At 68.3% G+C, this 17,364-nt stretch carries 2 protein-coding genes (1 of these 2 only partly in view); both read right to left on the bottom strand.

The features are described from left to right. Positions 1-9,337, bottom strand: partial view of a non-ribosomal peptide synthase/polyketide synthase gene (locus OSB52_RS09790; protein ID WP_266061513.1) — the 5' portion only. The gene continues 15,641 nt to the left of window position 1, outside the view; only the first 9,337 of its 24,978 coding nucleotides appear in the window; its start codon is at positions 9,335-9,337; its stop codon lies beyond the left edge, outside the window. Then, entirely contained in the window at positions 9,334-17,364 is an 8,031-nt protein-coding gene (locus tag OSB52_RS09785; protein WP_266061512.1) for a non-ribosomal peptide synthetase, read from the bottom strand. The genes OSB52_RS09790 and OSB52_RS09785 overlap by 4 nt, the downstream gene beginning before the upstream one ends.

Here is a 17,364-nt window from a genome sequence, read left to right as displayed (position 1 = left end):
GAACGAGGTCACCGGTGCGATACAACCGCGAACCGGCGGCCCCGAACGGGTCGGCGACGAACCGCTCCGCGGTGAGGCCGGGGCGGGCGGCGTACCCGCGCGCGACCTGGACGCCACCGAGATACAGCTCTCCCGGGATGCCCGGCGGCACCGGCCGCAGCCGGGCGTCGAGGACCAGGGTCGAGGTGTTGGACACCGGCACACCGATGGGCACCACCTCGGTGGCGTCGGTGACGTCGACGTAGGCCACCTCGACGGCCGCCTCCGTGGGCCCGAACAAGTTGACGATCTGCACCTGCGGCAGCAGCGTGTGGGCGCGCGCGACCACCGAGGGCGGCAACGCCTCACCCGAGCAGAACAGCCACCGCAACGAGCTCAACGCCGAGATCTTCTCCGCCGGCACCACATCGAGGAACACCGACAGCATCGACGGCACGAAATGCACCGAGGTGGCACGCGTGCCGGTGATCAGATCGGCGATGTAGACCGGGTCCGCGTGGCCGCCCGCGCGCGCGACGACGACCGTCGCGCCGGCCATCAGCGGGGCGAAGAGTTCCGGCACCGAGACGTCGAAGGTGAACGGGGTCTTGAGCACCACCCGGTCCCCCGACGCCCATGGGTATTCGTCGAGGCCCCACCACAGCCGATTGAGGACCGAACGGTGCGACACCGTCACACCCTTCGGCCGCCCGGTGGAACCGGACGTGAACAGCGTGTAGAGCGCATCGTCGAGCCGCAGCGGTGCGTGTCGGTCCGCGTCGGTCACCGGCGCGACCGCCAGGTCGACGTCGTCTGCGGCGTCCACCTCGATCACCCGCACCGAGGGCCCCAGACCGGCTACCGACGCCGGAGCGCCGTGCGGGCCGACGAGCACGGTACGCACACCGGCCGTCTCGACCATGTACTGCACCCGGTCGGCGGGGACGCCCGGATCGATCGGCACGTACTGCCCACCGGCCGCGACCACGGCGTGGATCGCCAGCACCATCTCGACCGAGCGATCCATCGAGACACCCACGGCGACGCCGGGTGCCACACCCGTCGCGATCAGCTCGCGCGCCAACACGGCGGTCCGCGCACCGAGTTCGGCGTAGGTCAAGGTGCGGTCGCCGAACATCAGGGCGACGTCGTCCGGTGTCCGGGCGACCTGCGCGGCCACGGCGTCGGCGACCGTGCCTGCCGGCACACTCACCTCGGCACCGGTGGACTGCTCGACGATGTCGGCGCCGGTCCCGGCCAGCAGATCGACGTCGGCGATCAGCGTCTCGGGTACGCCGGCGGCCTGTCGCAGGATCGCCACGACCGCGTCGGCGAACACCGCGATCTGCGCATCGGAGAATGCATCTGGCAGATACTTCAGGGTGATGGACAGTTCCTCGCCCATCGGTGACGTGATCATGTTGAGCGGGTAGTGCGTGGAGTCGCTGACCTGCGCCTCGCGGATGTCGAGGCCGCCGGTCGCCGCCGCGTCGGTGGTCGACAGCGAGTCGGTGTCCACCGGATAGGACTCGTGCACGGTCAAGGTGTCGAAGAGTTGCCCGACACCGGCCAGCGCGGTCAGTTCCGGAAGGCCCAGGTGCTGGTGGTCGAGCACACTGATCTTGGCGTCCTGGAGCCCGGCCAGCACCTCCCCGACCGATGCGGACGGGTCGACGTCGACGACCGCGGGCAGGGTGTTGATGAACAGTCCGACCATCGTCTCGACCCCGTCGAGGTCGGCCGGGCGTCCCGAGACCGTCTCGCCGAAGCTGACGATCCGGTTGCCGGTGAGGCGCGACACGAGCAGCGCCCAGGCGAACTGCAGCACCGTGGCCATGGTGGCGCCGTGGGACCGCGCGAGGCGCTCGAGTGCGGCGGTCAGCTCGGCATCGACCACAACCGCATGGTTGCGCGGCAATGACTCCCGGGTCGCCTCGACGCCGGGTGCCACCAGGGTGGCGCCCTCGACGGGCGCGAGAACTCGTCGCCACGCATCCCGGCCGGCCGCATCGTCAGCTGTCGCGAGACGGAGCAGGTGGTCGGCAAAATCACCGCCGCCGGAAGCGATCTGACCGGTGTAGGTGGCACCGGAGGCGTACAAGGCCAGCAAGTCGGCCAACACCAGCGGACCCGACCAGCCGTCGAACAGGATGTGGTGGTTGGTGATCACCACACTCACCCCGACCGCATCCCGGACGAGGACCACACGCAGCAGCGGCGGGTGCGCCAGATCGAACGGCTCCACGCGCTCGCGCGCGGTGTGTTCCTCGACCAGCCGACGCCGGTCCACCTCGTCCACCGCACCGAGATCGACGGTGCGCCAAGGTACTTCCACAGTGTCGGGGATCACCGCGACCACGGCGCCGCCGTCGGTGCGCAGGTAGCCCGACCGCAGGACGCGGTGATGGGCGACGAGCGCCTGCACGGCGTCGCGCAGCCGCGCCTCGTCGACGTCCCCGCCGAGCCGCAGGACCGCCTGACTGACGTAGACGTCCACCGCGTCGGCGGCGTCGGTGAGCGCCGATTGCAGATACAGACCCTTCTGCAGGGGTGACAGCGGCCAGATCGCGGCACCCGGGTGCAGTTCGGTGATCCGGTCCAGATCCTCCTGCGTCACCGACGTACCCGCGATATCCGAGGGTGACGGGCCGACGTCACCGTGGGCCACGACGTCGACGATTGCCGCGAGTTCCGCCGACCACCGTTGCGCGATACCGGCGACGTCGTCCTCGGTGAGGATGCCGTCGATGAACAGCAGATCGGCCGACAGTTCCCGGCCACTGCCGGTCTGCCGGGTACCGACGTTCACCGTCAGTACGTGCATCGCGGCCATCGCGCCCGACACCGTTGCGGGCAATGCCGGCGCATCCGGGTCCACCATGAAATCCACGACCAGATCCTCGGTCGCGCCAGCGCGACCACCCGCGCCGAAGAAGTTGAAACCGATCGACGGCAGCGCGCGGCCGGCCAGGCGTTCGTCCCCACCGAAGCGCAACGCGCCGAACCCGACCCCGCGGTCGGGTTGTCCCAGTCGTTGCTCCTTTGCCGCCTTCACCGCGTGCACCACGTCAATGCCCGGGTCGAGCGCCATCGGAGCGATGGTGGTGAACCAGCCGACCGTGCGGGACAGGTCGGCGTGGCGCGGGGGGTCGCCCTGCGCGACGAGCTCTTCGTAACGGCCGTGCCCTTCGAGCAGCACGCCGATCGGCGATTCGTCGGCGATACCCACCGAGTGCTGCCAGGACCGCACGGCACGGGCCAGCGCGGCCAGAAGCGCGTCGTTGACGTGGCCGCCGAAGGCCTCGGGCACCACCGTGACCAGCGCCTCGGTCACCTCTGCGTCGACCCGATGCCGTACCGAGCGCAGCGTCGAGAACCGATCCCGGGTCCGGTCGAAGGAGGCGCCGAACCCAGTGGGCTCACCCAACTGGGCCGACCAGTACGCGACCTCGTCGGCCCGGTCGTCGGCCTGCTCGCTCATCGCGGCATGCCAGGCCTGTGCCGAGGTCACCTCGGGCCGCACCTGCGGCTCACTGCCCGACTGCAGTTGCCCCCACACGGTGATGATGTCCTCGATCAGGATGGGCCACGACACCGCATCGACCCCAAGATGATGGACGGCGAGCACCAGCCGTGCGGTGTCGGCGGCCGACACCAGCACCGCGGAGACCAGGACGCCTGCGGACGGATCGAGACGGGCCAGCGCGCCGGCGTGCGCGGTCTCGATCGCCGACTGCAGCTCCACCGATCCGTCGGTCGCCAGGGTGGATGTCGTGCGCACCACCGGACGCGATCCCACACCCGCGGTCGAGGTCCAGTGACCGTCGACCTCGGTCAGCCGCGCCGAGAGCATCGGGTGGGCATCGACGACGACCGACAACACACGCATCACGTCGTCGGCGGTGAGACGCTCCGGCGCGATCAGCACGATCGCCTGCGAGAAGTCCGCGAAGTCGGCTGCGGTGTCAGAGGATTCGAGCATCCACGACACGACCGGCGACAGCGCGATATCGCCGACCCCGCCGTGTGGGTCGGCCAGCAAGGGCAGGCGCTCGCCGCCCTCGGCGACCGCCTGTGCCATCGCGCGGACCGTCTTGTGCTCGAAGATGTCGCGCGGTGAAAGCGACAACCCGGCCGACCGCGCGGCCGACGACAACTGGATCGAGGTGATCGAGTCACCGCCCAACGCGAAGAAGGACTCGGTGACACTGACCCGATCGACGCCGAGCACACCGGCCACCACCTGCGCCAATCGCTCTTCCAGCGATGACCCGGGAGCGACGTAGTCCGTTGTATCGGTGTCGATCTGCGGGTCCGGGAGGGCGCGTTTGTCGAGCTTCCCGGCCGGCGTCAACGGCAACGAGTCGAGGATCTGGAGGCTGGCCGGCACCATGTGCGCCGGCAGACGTTCGGCGATGAAGCCACGCAGCCCGGCGACGTCGACGCCGGGATCCGTGGCAGCCGGGTCGGCCACCACGTACCCGGCCAGTGCCGAGGCCACCGAACCGCCCACGCCGATCACAACCGCCGAGGACACCGCCGGATGCGACGCCAGGACCGCCTCGATCTCGCCGAGTTCGATGCGCAGGCCGCGGAGCTTGACCTGATCGTCACTGCGGCCGACGTATTCCAGCACCAGATCACCGGATTCGTCGCGGCTCCACCGGACCACGTCGCCGGTGCGGTACATGCGCTCGCCGGGCGCGCCGTAGGGATCGGCGACGAACCGCTCGGCGGTGAGCCGGCGTCGGTCGAGGTAACCACGTGCGAGGGCCACCCCACCGGCGTACAGATCGCCCGCCACGCCGACGGGCACGGCGTGCAGCCGTTCGTCGAGCACCATCAGTCCCACACCGTCGACCGGGCCACCGATGTGCACCGGCCGGCCGGCCCGCAGCGGAGCACTCATCGCCACCGCCACCGACGCCTCGGTGGGGCCGTACGCATTGAAGAACCGCAGTCGGTCAGACCACCGGTCCACCAGGGACTGCGAGACCGCCTCGCCGCCCGACATCAACACCTGCAGGCCGGGAACCGACCCGGGTTCCAGCGTGGAGAGCACCGTCGGGGTCAGGAAGACATGGGTGAGTCGTTGCTCGGTGATGAACGCCGCCAGCATGTCCCCACCGAGTACGCCGTCGGGCCGGTAGATCAGCGCACCACCGGCCACCGACGCCAGCAACCACTCGAGGATGGAGGCGTCGAAACTCGGGGAGGCGAAGCCCAGGATGCGCGACGACGGCCCGGTACCGAAACGGACGACCTCGGCGGTGGCGAAGTTGTGGATGCCGCGATAGGTGACCGACACCCCCTTGGGTACGCCGGTGGACCCGGAGGTGTAGATGACGTAGGCCGTGGCGTCGAGATGCCGCGCGGCCGACAGTTCGTCGGCACGCAGCGGCGCGGAGTCGAGAGTGTCGAGAACCCCTGCGGCACCGAACTGTTCGACGGTGGACCACTCGGGACCAGCCGGCAGCCGATCGTGCACCCGCACCGTGGTCAGTCCGATGCGCACCTGCGAGTCGGTCAGCATGTGTTCGATGCGCTCGGCCGGGTAGTCGGGGTCGATCGGCAGATAGCCGGCGCCGGTCTTGGCCACCGCCCACATCGCGACCAGCAGTTCGGCGGAACGTCCGACGGCAAGCGCCACCAGCGACTCGGTCCCGACGCCACGCGAGATCAGCCAGCGGGCCAGTTGATTCGAGCGTTCGTCGAGTTGTGCGTAGGTCAGCGCGGCGCCGGTGTCATCGGTTACCGCCGGACGCTGCGGATGGCGAGCGGCAACCTCTGCGAACACCTCCGCGAGATGCCGCGCCGGCGCGCCCACCGCTCCGGCGACCGGAAGCAGCGCCGCCGCCTCATCCTCACCGAGCAGCGCGACATCTCCCACGGCCACAGCGGGGTCGGCGGTGAGCTGATCGAGGATCCGGACGAACTGGGCGGCCATGTGGTCGGCGGTGTCGGCATCGAACAGGTCGACCGCGTAGATCAGGGTGCCCTGCCAGCGATCGCCGGCATCGGTGACACCGACGGTGAGGTCGACTTTCGCCGGGATCTCCTCGACCGGAACCGAACTCACCGCCACACCCGCGACATCGTCGGCGAGGACACCGGTGGAGAACTCGGCGAGCACGGACTGGTCGAACGACAGCAGCACCTGGGTCAGCGGCGCGAAGGACTCCGACCGAACCGGTTGCAGGTGTTCGACGACCGTCTCGAACGGCACGTCGGCATGCGCGAAGGCCTCCAGGTCCGTGGCACGCACCGAATCGAGCAGTTCGGCGAACGACATCGACGAGTCGATCTGCGAGCGCAACACCAAGGTGTTGACGAACATCCCCACCAGCGGGTCGAGGACGCGTTGGCCGCGACCGGCTATCGGTGTGCCGACGGCGATGTCGTCCGACGCCGACAGCCGCGCCAACAACACGGCGAGACCGGCGTGCACCACCATGAACGGGGTCACACCGTACTCGCGGGAGATCACGCCGATCCGGTCCACGACCCAGCCGGGAACCTCGAATCCAACTTGCGCGCCGTGCTGGGTGGCCACCACCGGCCGCGGCCGGTCGGTCGGCAACTCCAGGACGTCAGGGAGTCCGCGCAGTTGGGTGTCCCAGTACGACAACTGCCGTGCGACCACCGAGTCCACATCGTCGGCGGAACCGAGGACCTCGTGCTGCCAGATCGCGAAGTCGGCGAACTGTACATCGAGGGGGACGAACTCCGGTTCGACGGTGGCCACGCGCGCCGCATAGGCGGTCACCAGGTCTGCCACCAGTGGCCCCATCGACTCGCCGTCGGCGGCGATGTGATGGACCACGAGGCCGAAGACGAATTCGTCTTCGGCGACCTGCCATAGCCGCGCCCGCAACGACCACTGCTCGGTGACGTCGAACCCGGCGCCGATCGCGGCCGCGAGATCGGCCTGCGATCTCACGATCGCCCAGTCCAGCCGATCGGTCACCTCGTCGGCCGGCGAGATGACCTGCACCGGCACGCCGTCAACCGTGGGGAACACGGTGCGCAGAACCTCGTGACGGATCACCACGTCGGTCAGCGCGACACGTAGTGCGTCGGCATCGACCGGCCCGGTCAACCGCAGCAGCATCGGGATGTTGTACGTCGACGCCGCCGTGTCGAACTGGTTGATGAACCACATCCGCAGCTGCGCGAACGACAACGGAATCCGTTGCGGCCTAGGCTCTACGGCCAGCACCGGGGCTACGCCCACGCCACGGCCACCGATCGTCTCGGCCAATCCGCGCACCGAGGGCATGTCGAACACATCACGCACCGAGAGTTCGACGTTGAACGCCTCGCCGGCGCGGCCGACGATACGCGCGGCCGCCAGGGAGTTTCCACCGAGATCGAAGATGGACTCGGCGACACTGATCCGCTCGAGCCCCAGCACGTCGGCAGCGATCTCGGCGAGGATCTTCTCGGTCTCCGTACTCGGCGCGACATACTCTGCGGCGCCGGTGATCTGCGGTTCCGGCAGTCCCCGCCGGTCGAGTTTGCCGTTGACCGTCAACGGCAACTGGTCGAGCACCATCACGACGTCGGGCACCATGTAGCCGGGCAGCGACGCCGCCGCCGCGATCCGCACATCCGACGGTGTGGCGGCGTCGTCCGCCTCGAGTACGACATAGCCGACCAACAGCTCGTCGCCGTTGTCGCGACGTTTCACCGCGACTGCGGCGGCATCGACTCCGTCGGTGCTCAACAGCGCGGTCTCGACCTCGCCGAGCTCGATCCGGAAGCCACGGAGTTTGACCTGCGCGTCGGAGCGGCCCAGATACTCGAGGGTTCCGTCGCGGGAGATCGCCAGATCGCCGGACCGGTACATCCGGGATCCGTCTGCGGCGAACGGATCGGCCACGAACCGGATCGATGACAGACCGGGACGGCCGAGGTAGCCACGGGTGACCTGGGTGCCGCTCACATAGATCTCGCCGGGCACACCGTCGGGCACGGGCCGCAGACGATCGTCGAGCAGGTGGATCGTCAGGTTGGGCAGCCCGGTGCCGACATCGGAGCCCTTGGCGGTCTCCACGAAGTCGGGGTCCAAGGCCCGGAAAGTCGAGTGGACCGTCGTCTCGGTGATGCCGTACATGTTGACCAATACCGGCCCGACCCTGCCTTCACTGGCGAGACGGTCGGCGTACCACCGCTTGACCTGAGCGAAATCCAGTGCCTCACCGGCGAACACCATGTAGCGGACACTGTCGGCCAGGTCGTTGGGCGCACCTGGGCGGACGGCGGCGGCCAGCTGATAGTAGGCCGACGGGGTCTGGGAGACGACGGTCGCGGCTTCGGTGGTCAGCAGGCGGGCGAACTCATCGGGGCTGCGGGTGGTGAGGAAGTCCACGACCACCAGACGTCCGCCGAACAGCAGCGGACCCCACATCTCGAACACCGATACGTCAAAGGCATAGGAGTGGAACATCGTCCACACGTCGTTCTCGGTGAAGCCATAGTGCTGTTGCGCGGCCGCCATCAGCGCCACGACGCTGCGGTGTTCCACCACAACACCTTTGGGTCGACCGGTGGAGCCGGAGGTGAAGATCATGTACGCGGCGGTGCGGTCGTCCACGACTGCGGGAAGCTCGGCCGCACCGGCGTGTGGGTGTCCGATCAGATCGGAGATGGTGTGCCGCGCAACGTCGAGGAAGCCCAATGCTTGGCGGCCGTCGTGATCGGTGATGACCAGTGTCGGGCCCGCATCCTCGACGATGAACGTCAGCCGGTCGGCGGGATGAGAGGTGTCCAGCGGCAGATAGGCTGCGCCGGCCTTGAGAATGCCCAGGATCGCGACCATGACGTCCACCGTGCGCGGCGTCGCCAGACCCACCACGGCACCCGCCGACACGCCGGCAGCCAGCAGTCCGGCTGCGACGCGGTCGGAACGATCGTCGAGTTCCCTGTAGGTCAGCGCACCGTCGTCGAGGTCGGTGACCGCGACCCGATCGGGGTGACGGTGCACCGCCGACCGGAAGATACCCGGTAGCGACTGCCAATCGGTGGTGCCGGCGATCGCACACGCACGTTCCCGGATGCCGTCGGTGGCCGATCGGATCGCCGCCGCGATCCCCGCCGGATCGAGTCCGTCCTTGGGTATCAGAGCGGTGACGATGGCGCTGACCGCGGCCTCGGTGTCCATCCCGCGCGCCTCGAAGACCGCGGCCGTCGCCGACACCCGCGTGAACAGGTCGGCGAAGGACACCTCGGCTCCGTTGGCGTCGAGCGCGACGGACTGCGGTGCGAGCTGCGCCGCGATGGTGATCAGGTCTCGCGTCGGTGGTCGTCTTCCCCATACAGCAGAAATGTCCACCGCGTCCACACCGATCCCTGTCACGTTCGTTCGCTGCCTTCCGACTCAGTGGAATCTGTCGCATGGTCGCCCTGGGCCACTACCCTCCCGGCACGTTCGCGCAACTCGTAGAGAACCGCGTCGAACTCTTCGGGTCCGGCCTCCGCGAGGCCGGGTATCAACGTCATCGCCGCCATCGTCAACGCCGAGTCCGCGTCGGGCGCAGTGGGACTCATCGCCTGCATCATGATGTCGAGATCACCGAAGCTCAGCGCGGGTGGCCCGGCGACCGCCAATGCGGCGGGGTCGGCGGCCGACGCCTGCGCCACGAGATCGGCGAGCGCCACCTCGGCCACGGTGTCGTCGACCGCGCTGGCGAGGAGCTCATCGTCGAGACGGATACTGACGTCGCCGACATGGAGGTCCGGATCAGTGGTGACCGAATCCAGCACCTGCACGTACCGTGCCGCCAGCCGCTCGATGGTACTCGGGTCGAACAGGTCTGTGGCGTAGAGGAATTGCGCCCGCATCCCGCCACCGCGACTGTCGCGCTCAGGGTCGTTGGGGAACAGGGTCAGCTGCAGATCCACCTTCGCCGAGGTCAGTTCCTCCCCGATGGGTGCGACCGTCAACCGGTCGAACTGCAGGGTGGGGAATTCGACGTCCTGGAAGGCCAACATCACCTGATAGATCGGGTTGTACGACGTCGGAGGCTTGGGTAGAGCGCGCGCCACGATGTTGTCGAAGGCCACGTCGGTGTGCGACATGTCGGCGAGGTCCTCGTTGCGGACTCGCGCCAGCAGGTCCACGAAGGGCTCGGACGGGTCGATGCGGGTACGCAGCGCCAGGGTGTTGACGAACATACCCACCACGTCGTCGAGGCTCTGCTCGCCGCGGCCCGCGAACGGCGTACCAATCACCAGGTCGGTGGCACCCGACATCCGGTTCAGCAACACCGCGAAGGCAGCGTGGATCACCATGAATGATGTCGTATGGTGTTGGCGCGCAACTATTTCGAGCTGCGCAACCACCGCGGCGGGGATTTCCAGGTCAACCGCAGCGCCACGGAAGGTGGGCGACTTCGGCCGCGGGTGGTCATGCGGCAGATCCAGTCGCTCCGGGACACCGGCCAGGCGATCATCCCAATAGGCCAGCTGACGCTCTTCCTCGGTGGTGCCCTCGCCATCGGTCACCGCGAGGCGTTCCGACAGCCACAGGCTGAAGTCGGCGTACTGCACCGGAAGCGGCTTCCACGCGGGTTCGGCCCCGGTGTTGCGTGCCGCGTACGCCGTCATCAGATCGCGCGCCAGCGGCGACATCGACGCACCGTCGGCGCTGATGTGGTGGATGACGAAGACCAGAATGTGCTCGGTGGTCGACAACCGCAGCAACACCGCACGTACCGGCGGCCGGGTGGTGATGTCGAATCCTTCGCCGGTCACCTCACCGATGGCATCCTCCAGCGCGGACCCCACCTCCCGGACCTGCACCGTCAGCTCGCTCTCGACGACATCGGCGGGCAGGATCACCTGGATCGGCTCCCCGTTGATCATCGGGTAGGTGGTGCGCAGCGACTCGTGGCGGCGCACCAGGTCGGCGGTGGCCAGCTGTAATGCAGCGACGTCGAGATCACCGGTCAACCGCAACGCCATCGCGACGTTGTAGGCCGCCGATCCCGGGTCGGCGCGGTTGATCAACCACAGCCCGCGCTGCATCCCCGACACACGAACCAGCTCGGCACGACTGCGGGCCAGCAACGGTGGCGCCCCGTGACCGGTTGGGCTCGCCGCCAACGCCTGTGCCAGCGTTGCGACGGTGGGACGTTCGAACAGCAACTTCACCGGCACCGGCCGGTCGAGCAGCGCCGACAGCCGCGAGGTGACCTTGGTCGCCGACAACGAGCTGCCGCCGAGGTCGAAGAAGTCGGCGTCCGCACTGATCCGATCCTGCCCGAGCACCTGCCCGAAGATACCCGCGACCACGGTCTCCATCTGCGAGCTCGGTGCGCGATACCCGATCGTGGCGGAGAAGTCCACCGGCGGTAGCGATCTGCGGTCGATCTTGCCCGATGTGGTAAGCCGGAACTCCGAGACGACCACCAGCGAATGCGGCACCATGTAGGCGGGCAGGTGCACTGCCGCCTGCTCCAGGATGCGCTTGGGGTCCGCCGTCGCCCCGTCGACCAGACGCGCGTAGGCGACCAGCACGTCGTCGCCGCCGGGCCCCGGCACTCCCAGGCTGATGACCTCGCTGACCATGGGATGCCGCGCGATGGCGGCATCGACCTCGCCTGGCTCGATCCGCAGGCCGCGGATCTTCAGCTGGAAGTCGGTGCGTCCCACGTACCGTAGCGCGCCGGACGTGGTGCGGACCACCCGGTCACCGGTGCGGTACATGCGCTCGCCGTCACCGAACGGATTCGCCACGAACCGCGTCGCGGTCAGGTCTGGCCGACCGTGATACGCCTGCGCAAGCTGTATGCCCGACAGGTACAGCTCACCGGGGACCCCGGCGGGGACCGGCCGCAGCGCCGGATCCAGTACCAGCGCACCGACTCCGGGGACCGCGCGGCCGATGGTGACCTCGTCCCCCTCGTGCAGGGGTCCGGCAGCGGTCGCCCAGATGGTGACCTCGGTGGGGCCGTAGAGGTTGAAGAACGCGCGACCCGCGCGGGCCCATCGGCGCATCAGGTCCGGCGGGCAGGCCTCGCCGACACTGATGACCCGCGACAGACTGGGCACCGCAGCCGGTTCCAGCGTCGCCAGCGCGGATGGTGTCATCACGGCGTGACTGACCTGATGAGTGTCGATGACCGTCGCGAGTTCGTCGCCGCCATAGACGCCGTTGGGGCTCACCACGAGTTCGGCGCCGGTGCACATCGCCATCAGGATCTCGAAGATCGAGGCGTCGAAGCTCGGCGACGCGACATGGAGCACCCGAGACCGCTGATCCAGTCGCAGGATCTTCTTCTGATTGGCCACCACCGTGGCCAGGCCGCGATGACTCAACGCGGCGGCCTTTGGCTTACCGGTGGAACCGGAGGTGTAGATCAGATACGCCAGGTCGTCGAGGGCCGGCGGCCGGATGAGTTCGTCGGTGCGCACCCGCGCGCCGCTGTGTCCGGCGAGCTGCAGCTCCATGGTCTCGTCGTCGATCGACAGCCACTCGACCCCGTCGGGGGCCTTGCGGGACACCTCGAGGACCGTCAGCCCCAGCGCGGCCTCGCTGTCGGCGAGGATCTCCGCGAGCCGGCCGGCGGGATGAGCCGGGTCGATGTTCACAAACGCCGCACCGGATTTGGCGACCGCCAGCATGGCCATCACCGACTGGTGTGAACGGGGGATGCACAGGGCAACAACATCACCCGGACCGAGTCCACGGGAGATCAGCTCGCGGGCGAGTTGGTTGGTGCCGGCCTCCAGGGTGGACCAGGTGATCGTACCGGCGCCGCTGATCGCGACACCAGAGGGATTGGCCTGGACCACACCGTTGAACAGCAGATCCCGCAACGTCTCGGGGATCGCCGGGGTCTTCGGACGCTCGGTGAGTGCGGCGAACTCCGCGCCGGCCACCAGGTCGATGGTGCCGACCCGCCTGGTGGGGGCCGCGACCATCGCACGCAGCACCGTGACCAGCTGATCGGCGACCCGCTCGATGGTCCGCTGGTCGAAGAGGTCAGCGGCATAGGCGAGTTCGACGTCCAGACCGGCGTCGCGGACCTGATCGGTGACGGTGATCGACAGATCGTACTTGGCCGACTGCACACGGGCGTCGAGCATCTCCGCCGAGTCGGCCCATTCCTCGAGCGCGCGGGCCTGACCCGGATGCATGGTGAGAGAGACCTGGAACAGCGGGGTGTGGGCAGCCGACCGCTCCGGCGCCACGGCCTCGACGACCCGCTCGAACGGGATCGTCGCGTGCCGCATCGCGCGGGTGCGGGTGGTGTGCGCACGATCGAGCAATTCGGCGGTGGTGTCTCCTGGTGCGATCGCGGTACGCAGCACCACCGTGTTGACGAACATGCCGACGAGATCGCTGGTCTCGGGTTCGTCGCGTCCGGCGACGGCAGTACCGATCGCGACCTCGTCCACCTCGGCCCACCGTGCCAGCAGGATGGCAAATGCCGTGTGCAGCACCGAAAACGGGGTCACGTTGTGGTCACGTGCCAGCGCGCGGACGCCGGCAACCAGATCGGGCTCGATGGTGATGTCCACGTATCCACCGCTGCCGGTGGCCACATGCGGGCGCGGATGGTCGGTGGGCAGCGGCAGGAAACCGGGCAGACCGGCCAGTTCCTGCTCCCAGAAGGCCAGCCCGTCGATCGCGACCTCGGTCGGCTCATCGGGGGCGCCGAGCAGGCGGTGTTGCCACATCGCGAAGTCTGCGTACTGGACATCCAGCGGCGGCAGCGGGTTGTCGACGCCGTCGCGCCGGGCGGTGTAGGCGACGAACAGGTCTCGGATCAGCGGCACGAGGGAAAAGCCGTCACCGGCGATGTGATGCAGCACCACAACCACGACATATCCCGAGCCGTCACGCAGAATCCTTGCCCGGAAGGGGATCTCGTGTGCGAGGTCGAATCCACGAGCCGCCTCGGCGCCGATCACCTCGTCGAGGCGGCCATCGACGTCGACCACCTCGGTGTCCACCGATGTCGACGCCTCGGCGGCATCCAGAATCTCCTGAATCGGTTCCCCACCATGGGATCCGAACCGGGTGCGCAGGGTCTCGTGGCGCTGGATGAGGTCGCCGAGCGCCTGCTGCAGGGCCGCGACATCGACGTCGGCGCCGAGCCGTACCGCGCCCGGCATGTTGTAGGTACCGGCACCCGGATCCATCCGGTTGACGAACCACAGTCGCGTCTGCGAGTGCGACAGCGGAATGATCTGCGGGCGTGGGTCGACACGGGTGAGCGCCGGCCGGCCGTCGGCCCCGCCCGATCGAGAACGTTCGGCGATCTCACCGACGTCCACCGAGGTGAACACGTCGGTGAGATCGACCCGGACGTTGTGCTCCACTCGCGCTCGCGACACCAGGCGGGCGGCCATCAATGAGTCACCGCCGAGCGCGAAGATGTTGTCACGCAAACCGATTCGCTCCACCCCGAGCAGCTCGGAGATCAGCGAGGCCAGCGTCATCTCGACCGGTGTGCGCGGCGCCTCGTAACCGACGACCGGGGTGAGATCGGGAGCCGGCAGACTCTTTCGATCGAGTTTGCCCGCGGTACCCACCGGGAACTGGTCGAGCAGCACGGCCGCCGACGGCACCATGTGCGAGGGCAGATGGCGGCGACACCACGACAGCGCCGCAGCCTCGGTCACCGAGTCGTCGTCGGATCGCAGGTAGGCCACCAGTACGGGGCTGGGACCCAGGTCGGTACGGGGTACCACCGCGGTGGCGTCCACACCTGGCATCGCGTCGAGCACCGCTTCGATCTCACCGGGTTCGATCCGCTGGCCACGGATCTTCACCTGGAAATCGGTGCGCCCCAGGTATTGCAGCTCGCCGGCCGCATCCCAGCGCACGAGGTCGCCGGTACGGTACATGCGCGAGCCCGCGCCACCGAAGGGGTCGGCGACGAACCGGTCGGAGGTCAGATCGCTACGCCCCAGGTAGCCGTCGGCCAACTGGCAGCCGGCGAGATACAGTTCTCCTGCCACACCGGTGGGCACCGGACGTAGCCGGGTGTCGAGGACGTAGGTGTCGGTGTTGGCCACCGGCCGACCGATCGGCACCGGACCGTCGTCGGCCACCACCCGGTGCTCGGTGACGTCGACCGCGGCCTCGGTTGGGCCGTACAGGTTCACCAGTTCGGCAGTGGAGCCGTCGATCACCCGATCGGCCAGCAGCCGCGGCAACGCCTCACCGGAGGTGAATACACGGCGCACGGTGGCCGGCAGCAGGGTCTCGTGGCCCTCGTTCTGCAACACCTCGGTGTACACGTCCAGCATCGACGGAACGAAGTGCGCGACGTTGACCTCACGTCGGGTGATCAGGTCCAGCAGGTATTCGGGATCGCGATGTCCGTCCGGGCGGGCGATCACCATCCGCGCGCCTTCGGCCAACGGCCACAGCAGTTCCCACACCGAGACGTCGAAGGTGAAGGGGGTCTTGTACAGCACCCGATCCGCCTCGGAGAGCGGATAGTTCGCCTGCATCCAGGCGAGCCGGTTGAGGACCGCCGAGTGCGACACCTGCACACCCTTCGGCGTACCCGTCGAACCCGAGGTGAACAACACATAGGCGGCCTCGTCGCGCCCGCCGACCGCAGCGACGGCGGGCGGTTGCGCGGCCGCGGCATCACGGGCCACCGCATCGACGCCGATCGCGGAGAGCAGCGCGGCATCGATCACCACCGGAGCCGACACCGCATCCACGATGAGTCGTCGCCGCTCGTCGGGCTGGGTGGGATCGACCGGCACATAGGCGGCCCCCACCGTGAGCACAGCGTAGATCGCCGCCACCTGCCCCGGGCCGCGGCCCACCGACACGACCACGCGGTCGCCGCGTCCGACGCCCTCGGCTAGCAGATGCGCGGTGATCACCGCACGTAACTGGTCGAATTCGGCATACGTCCACTGCCGATCGTCGAACTCGACCGCGATGCGGTCCCCGTGATCGCGGACCTGACGCTCGAATGAGGTCAGCAGATGATCAACCGATTCCGGCAGCGCGAGGGCGGGCCCCTTGCCCAGCGCCAGCATCTCCGCACGTTCGTCGTCCATCAGCAGATCGACGTCGGCCACCAGGGTGTCGAGACCGGCGAACACCCGTCCGAGGAACACCAGGAACCGCTCGAGATGACCGCGCAACTCGTCCTCGGTGTAAAGATGCGGATTGCCGTGGAAGTCGACGACCAGGCGTGCGCCGGGGCTGGCCTGGTACACGTTGAGGCGCAGATCCTCCAGGATGCCCGAGCTGAGGATCTGGTATTCGACGTCGGCACCGACCATCTCGATCGGCTTGTCGAAGAACATCAGGTTGACGATAGGTCCGAAGGACGCCGTGTTGGCATCGGCCAGCCCGGCATCGATGCGGATGTCCTCGAACCGATATCGCTGATGGCGCAGGGCGCCGGTCAGTTCGAGCTGGCTCTGCTCGATGAGGTCGCGCATCGTCAGCCGGGACACGTCGCGGGCGCGGATCGGCAGCATGTTGGCCAGCATCCCGGCGGCATTCTTGATCTTCGCCGTGGCGCGGCCGGTCACCGGAAGGCTGAGAACCACATCGTCGGTGCCGGCCATCCGCGCGAGATAGGCCGAGAAACCGGCCGTCAGCAGGACGGCGGCCGAGGTGTTGAGTTCGGTGGCCACGCGGTCGAGCTGCTCCTGGGCAGCAACGCTCATCTGGGCGCCGGCAACCAGATTGCGTGGCGACAGCGTGGCGGCGGCGGACTGCTGCGCCAGCGTGACCCGCTCGGGCAGATCCGCGACCCGGTCCACCCAGTGCGCCCGATCGGCGGCGCGACGAGTGCCCTCGCGGTACTTGATGTCGTCGGCGACGAGGTCGGCGAGGCTTGCGCCCGCCTTCGGCGCGTACTCGTCGCCCGCAAGCTCCGCGTTGTACCGGTTGACGACGTCGAGGACCGACATGAGTCCGGCATATCCGTCGAGTGCGATGTGGTGGGCCCGCACGTACCAGAACGACCGATCATCCGCGACGCGGATCAGCGTTGACACCACCAGCCGGTCACCGCGCAGATCCATTTGCCGTTGATAATCGTCATTCATCCATTGGTGCGCGGCGGCGACCGGATCGGGTTGATCGCGAAAATCGAGAAAATCGAGATCATTGTCGATCTGTTGATCGACAATCTGCATCGGGACGCCATTGACCTCGACGATCCGGGTGAATGCGGACTCCCGGGCGCGACCGCTCTCCACCGTGACCCGACGGAACAGCTCGCGGTCGAGTTCCCGGCCGGCGTCGCGGATGTCGAGGTACTGAGCAACGGTAACGGAATAGTCGGCGGAGAGGTTCTCCGCGAACCACATCCCGCGCTGAGCAGCGGTGAGTTCGAGAGGGGTCGCTTCCGTGCCGTCGGCATCACGCGCAGTATGTGCTGACCCCAT

Source organism: Gordonia aquimaris, assembly GCF_026262595.1.
GTDB classification, from domain to species: domain Bacteria; phylum Actinomycetota; class Actinomycetes; order Mycobacteriales; family Mycobacteriaceae; genus Gordonia; species Gordonia tangerina.
Note: the sequence above shows the minus strand (reverse complement) of the source record. Positions and strands in the feature narration are given on the sequence as shown.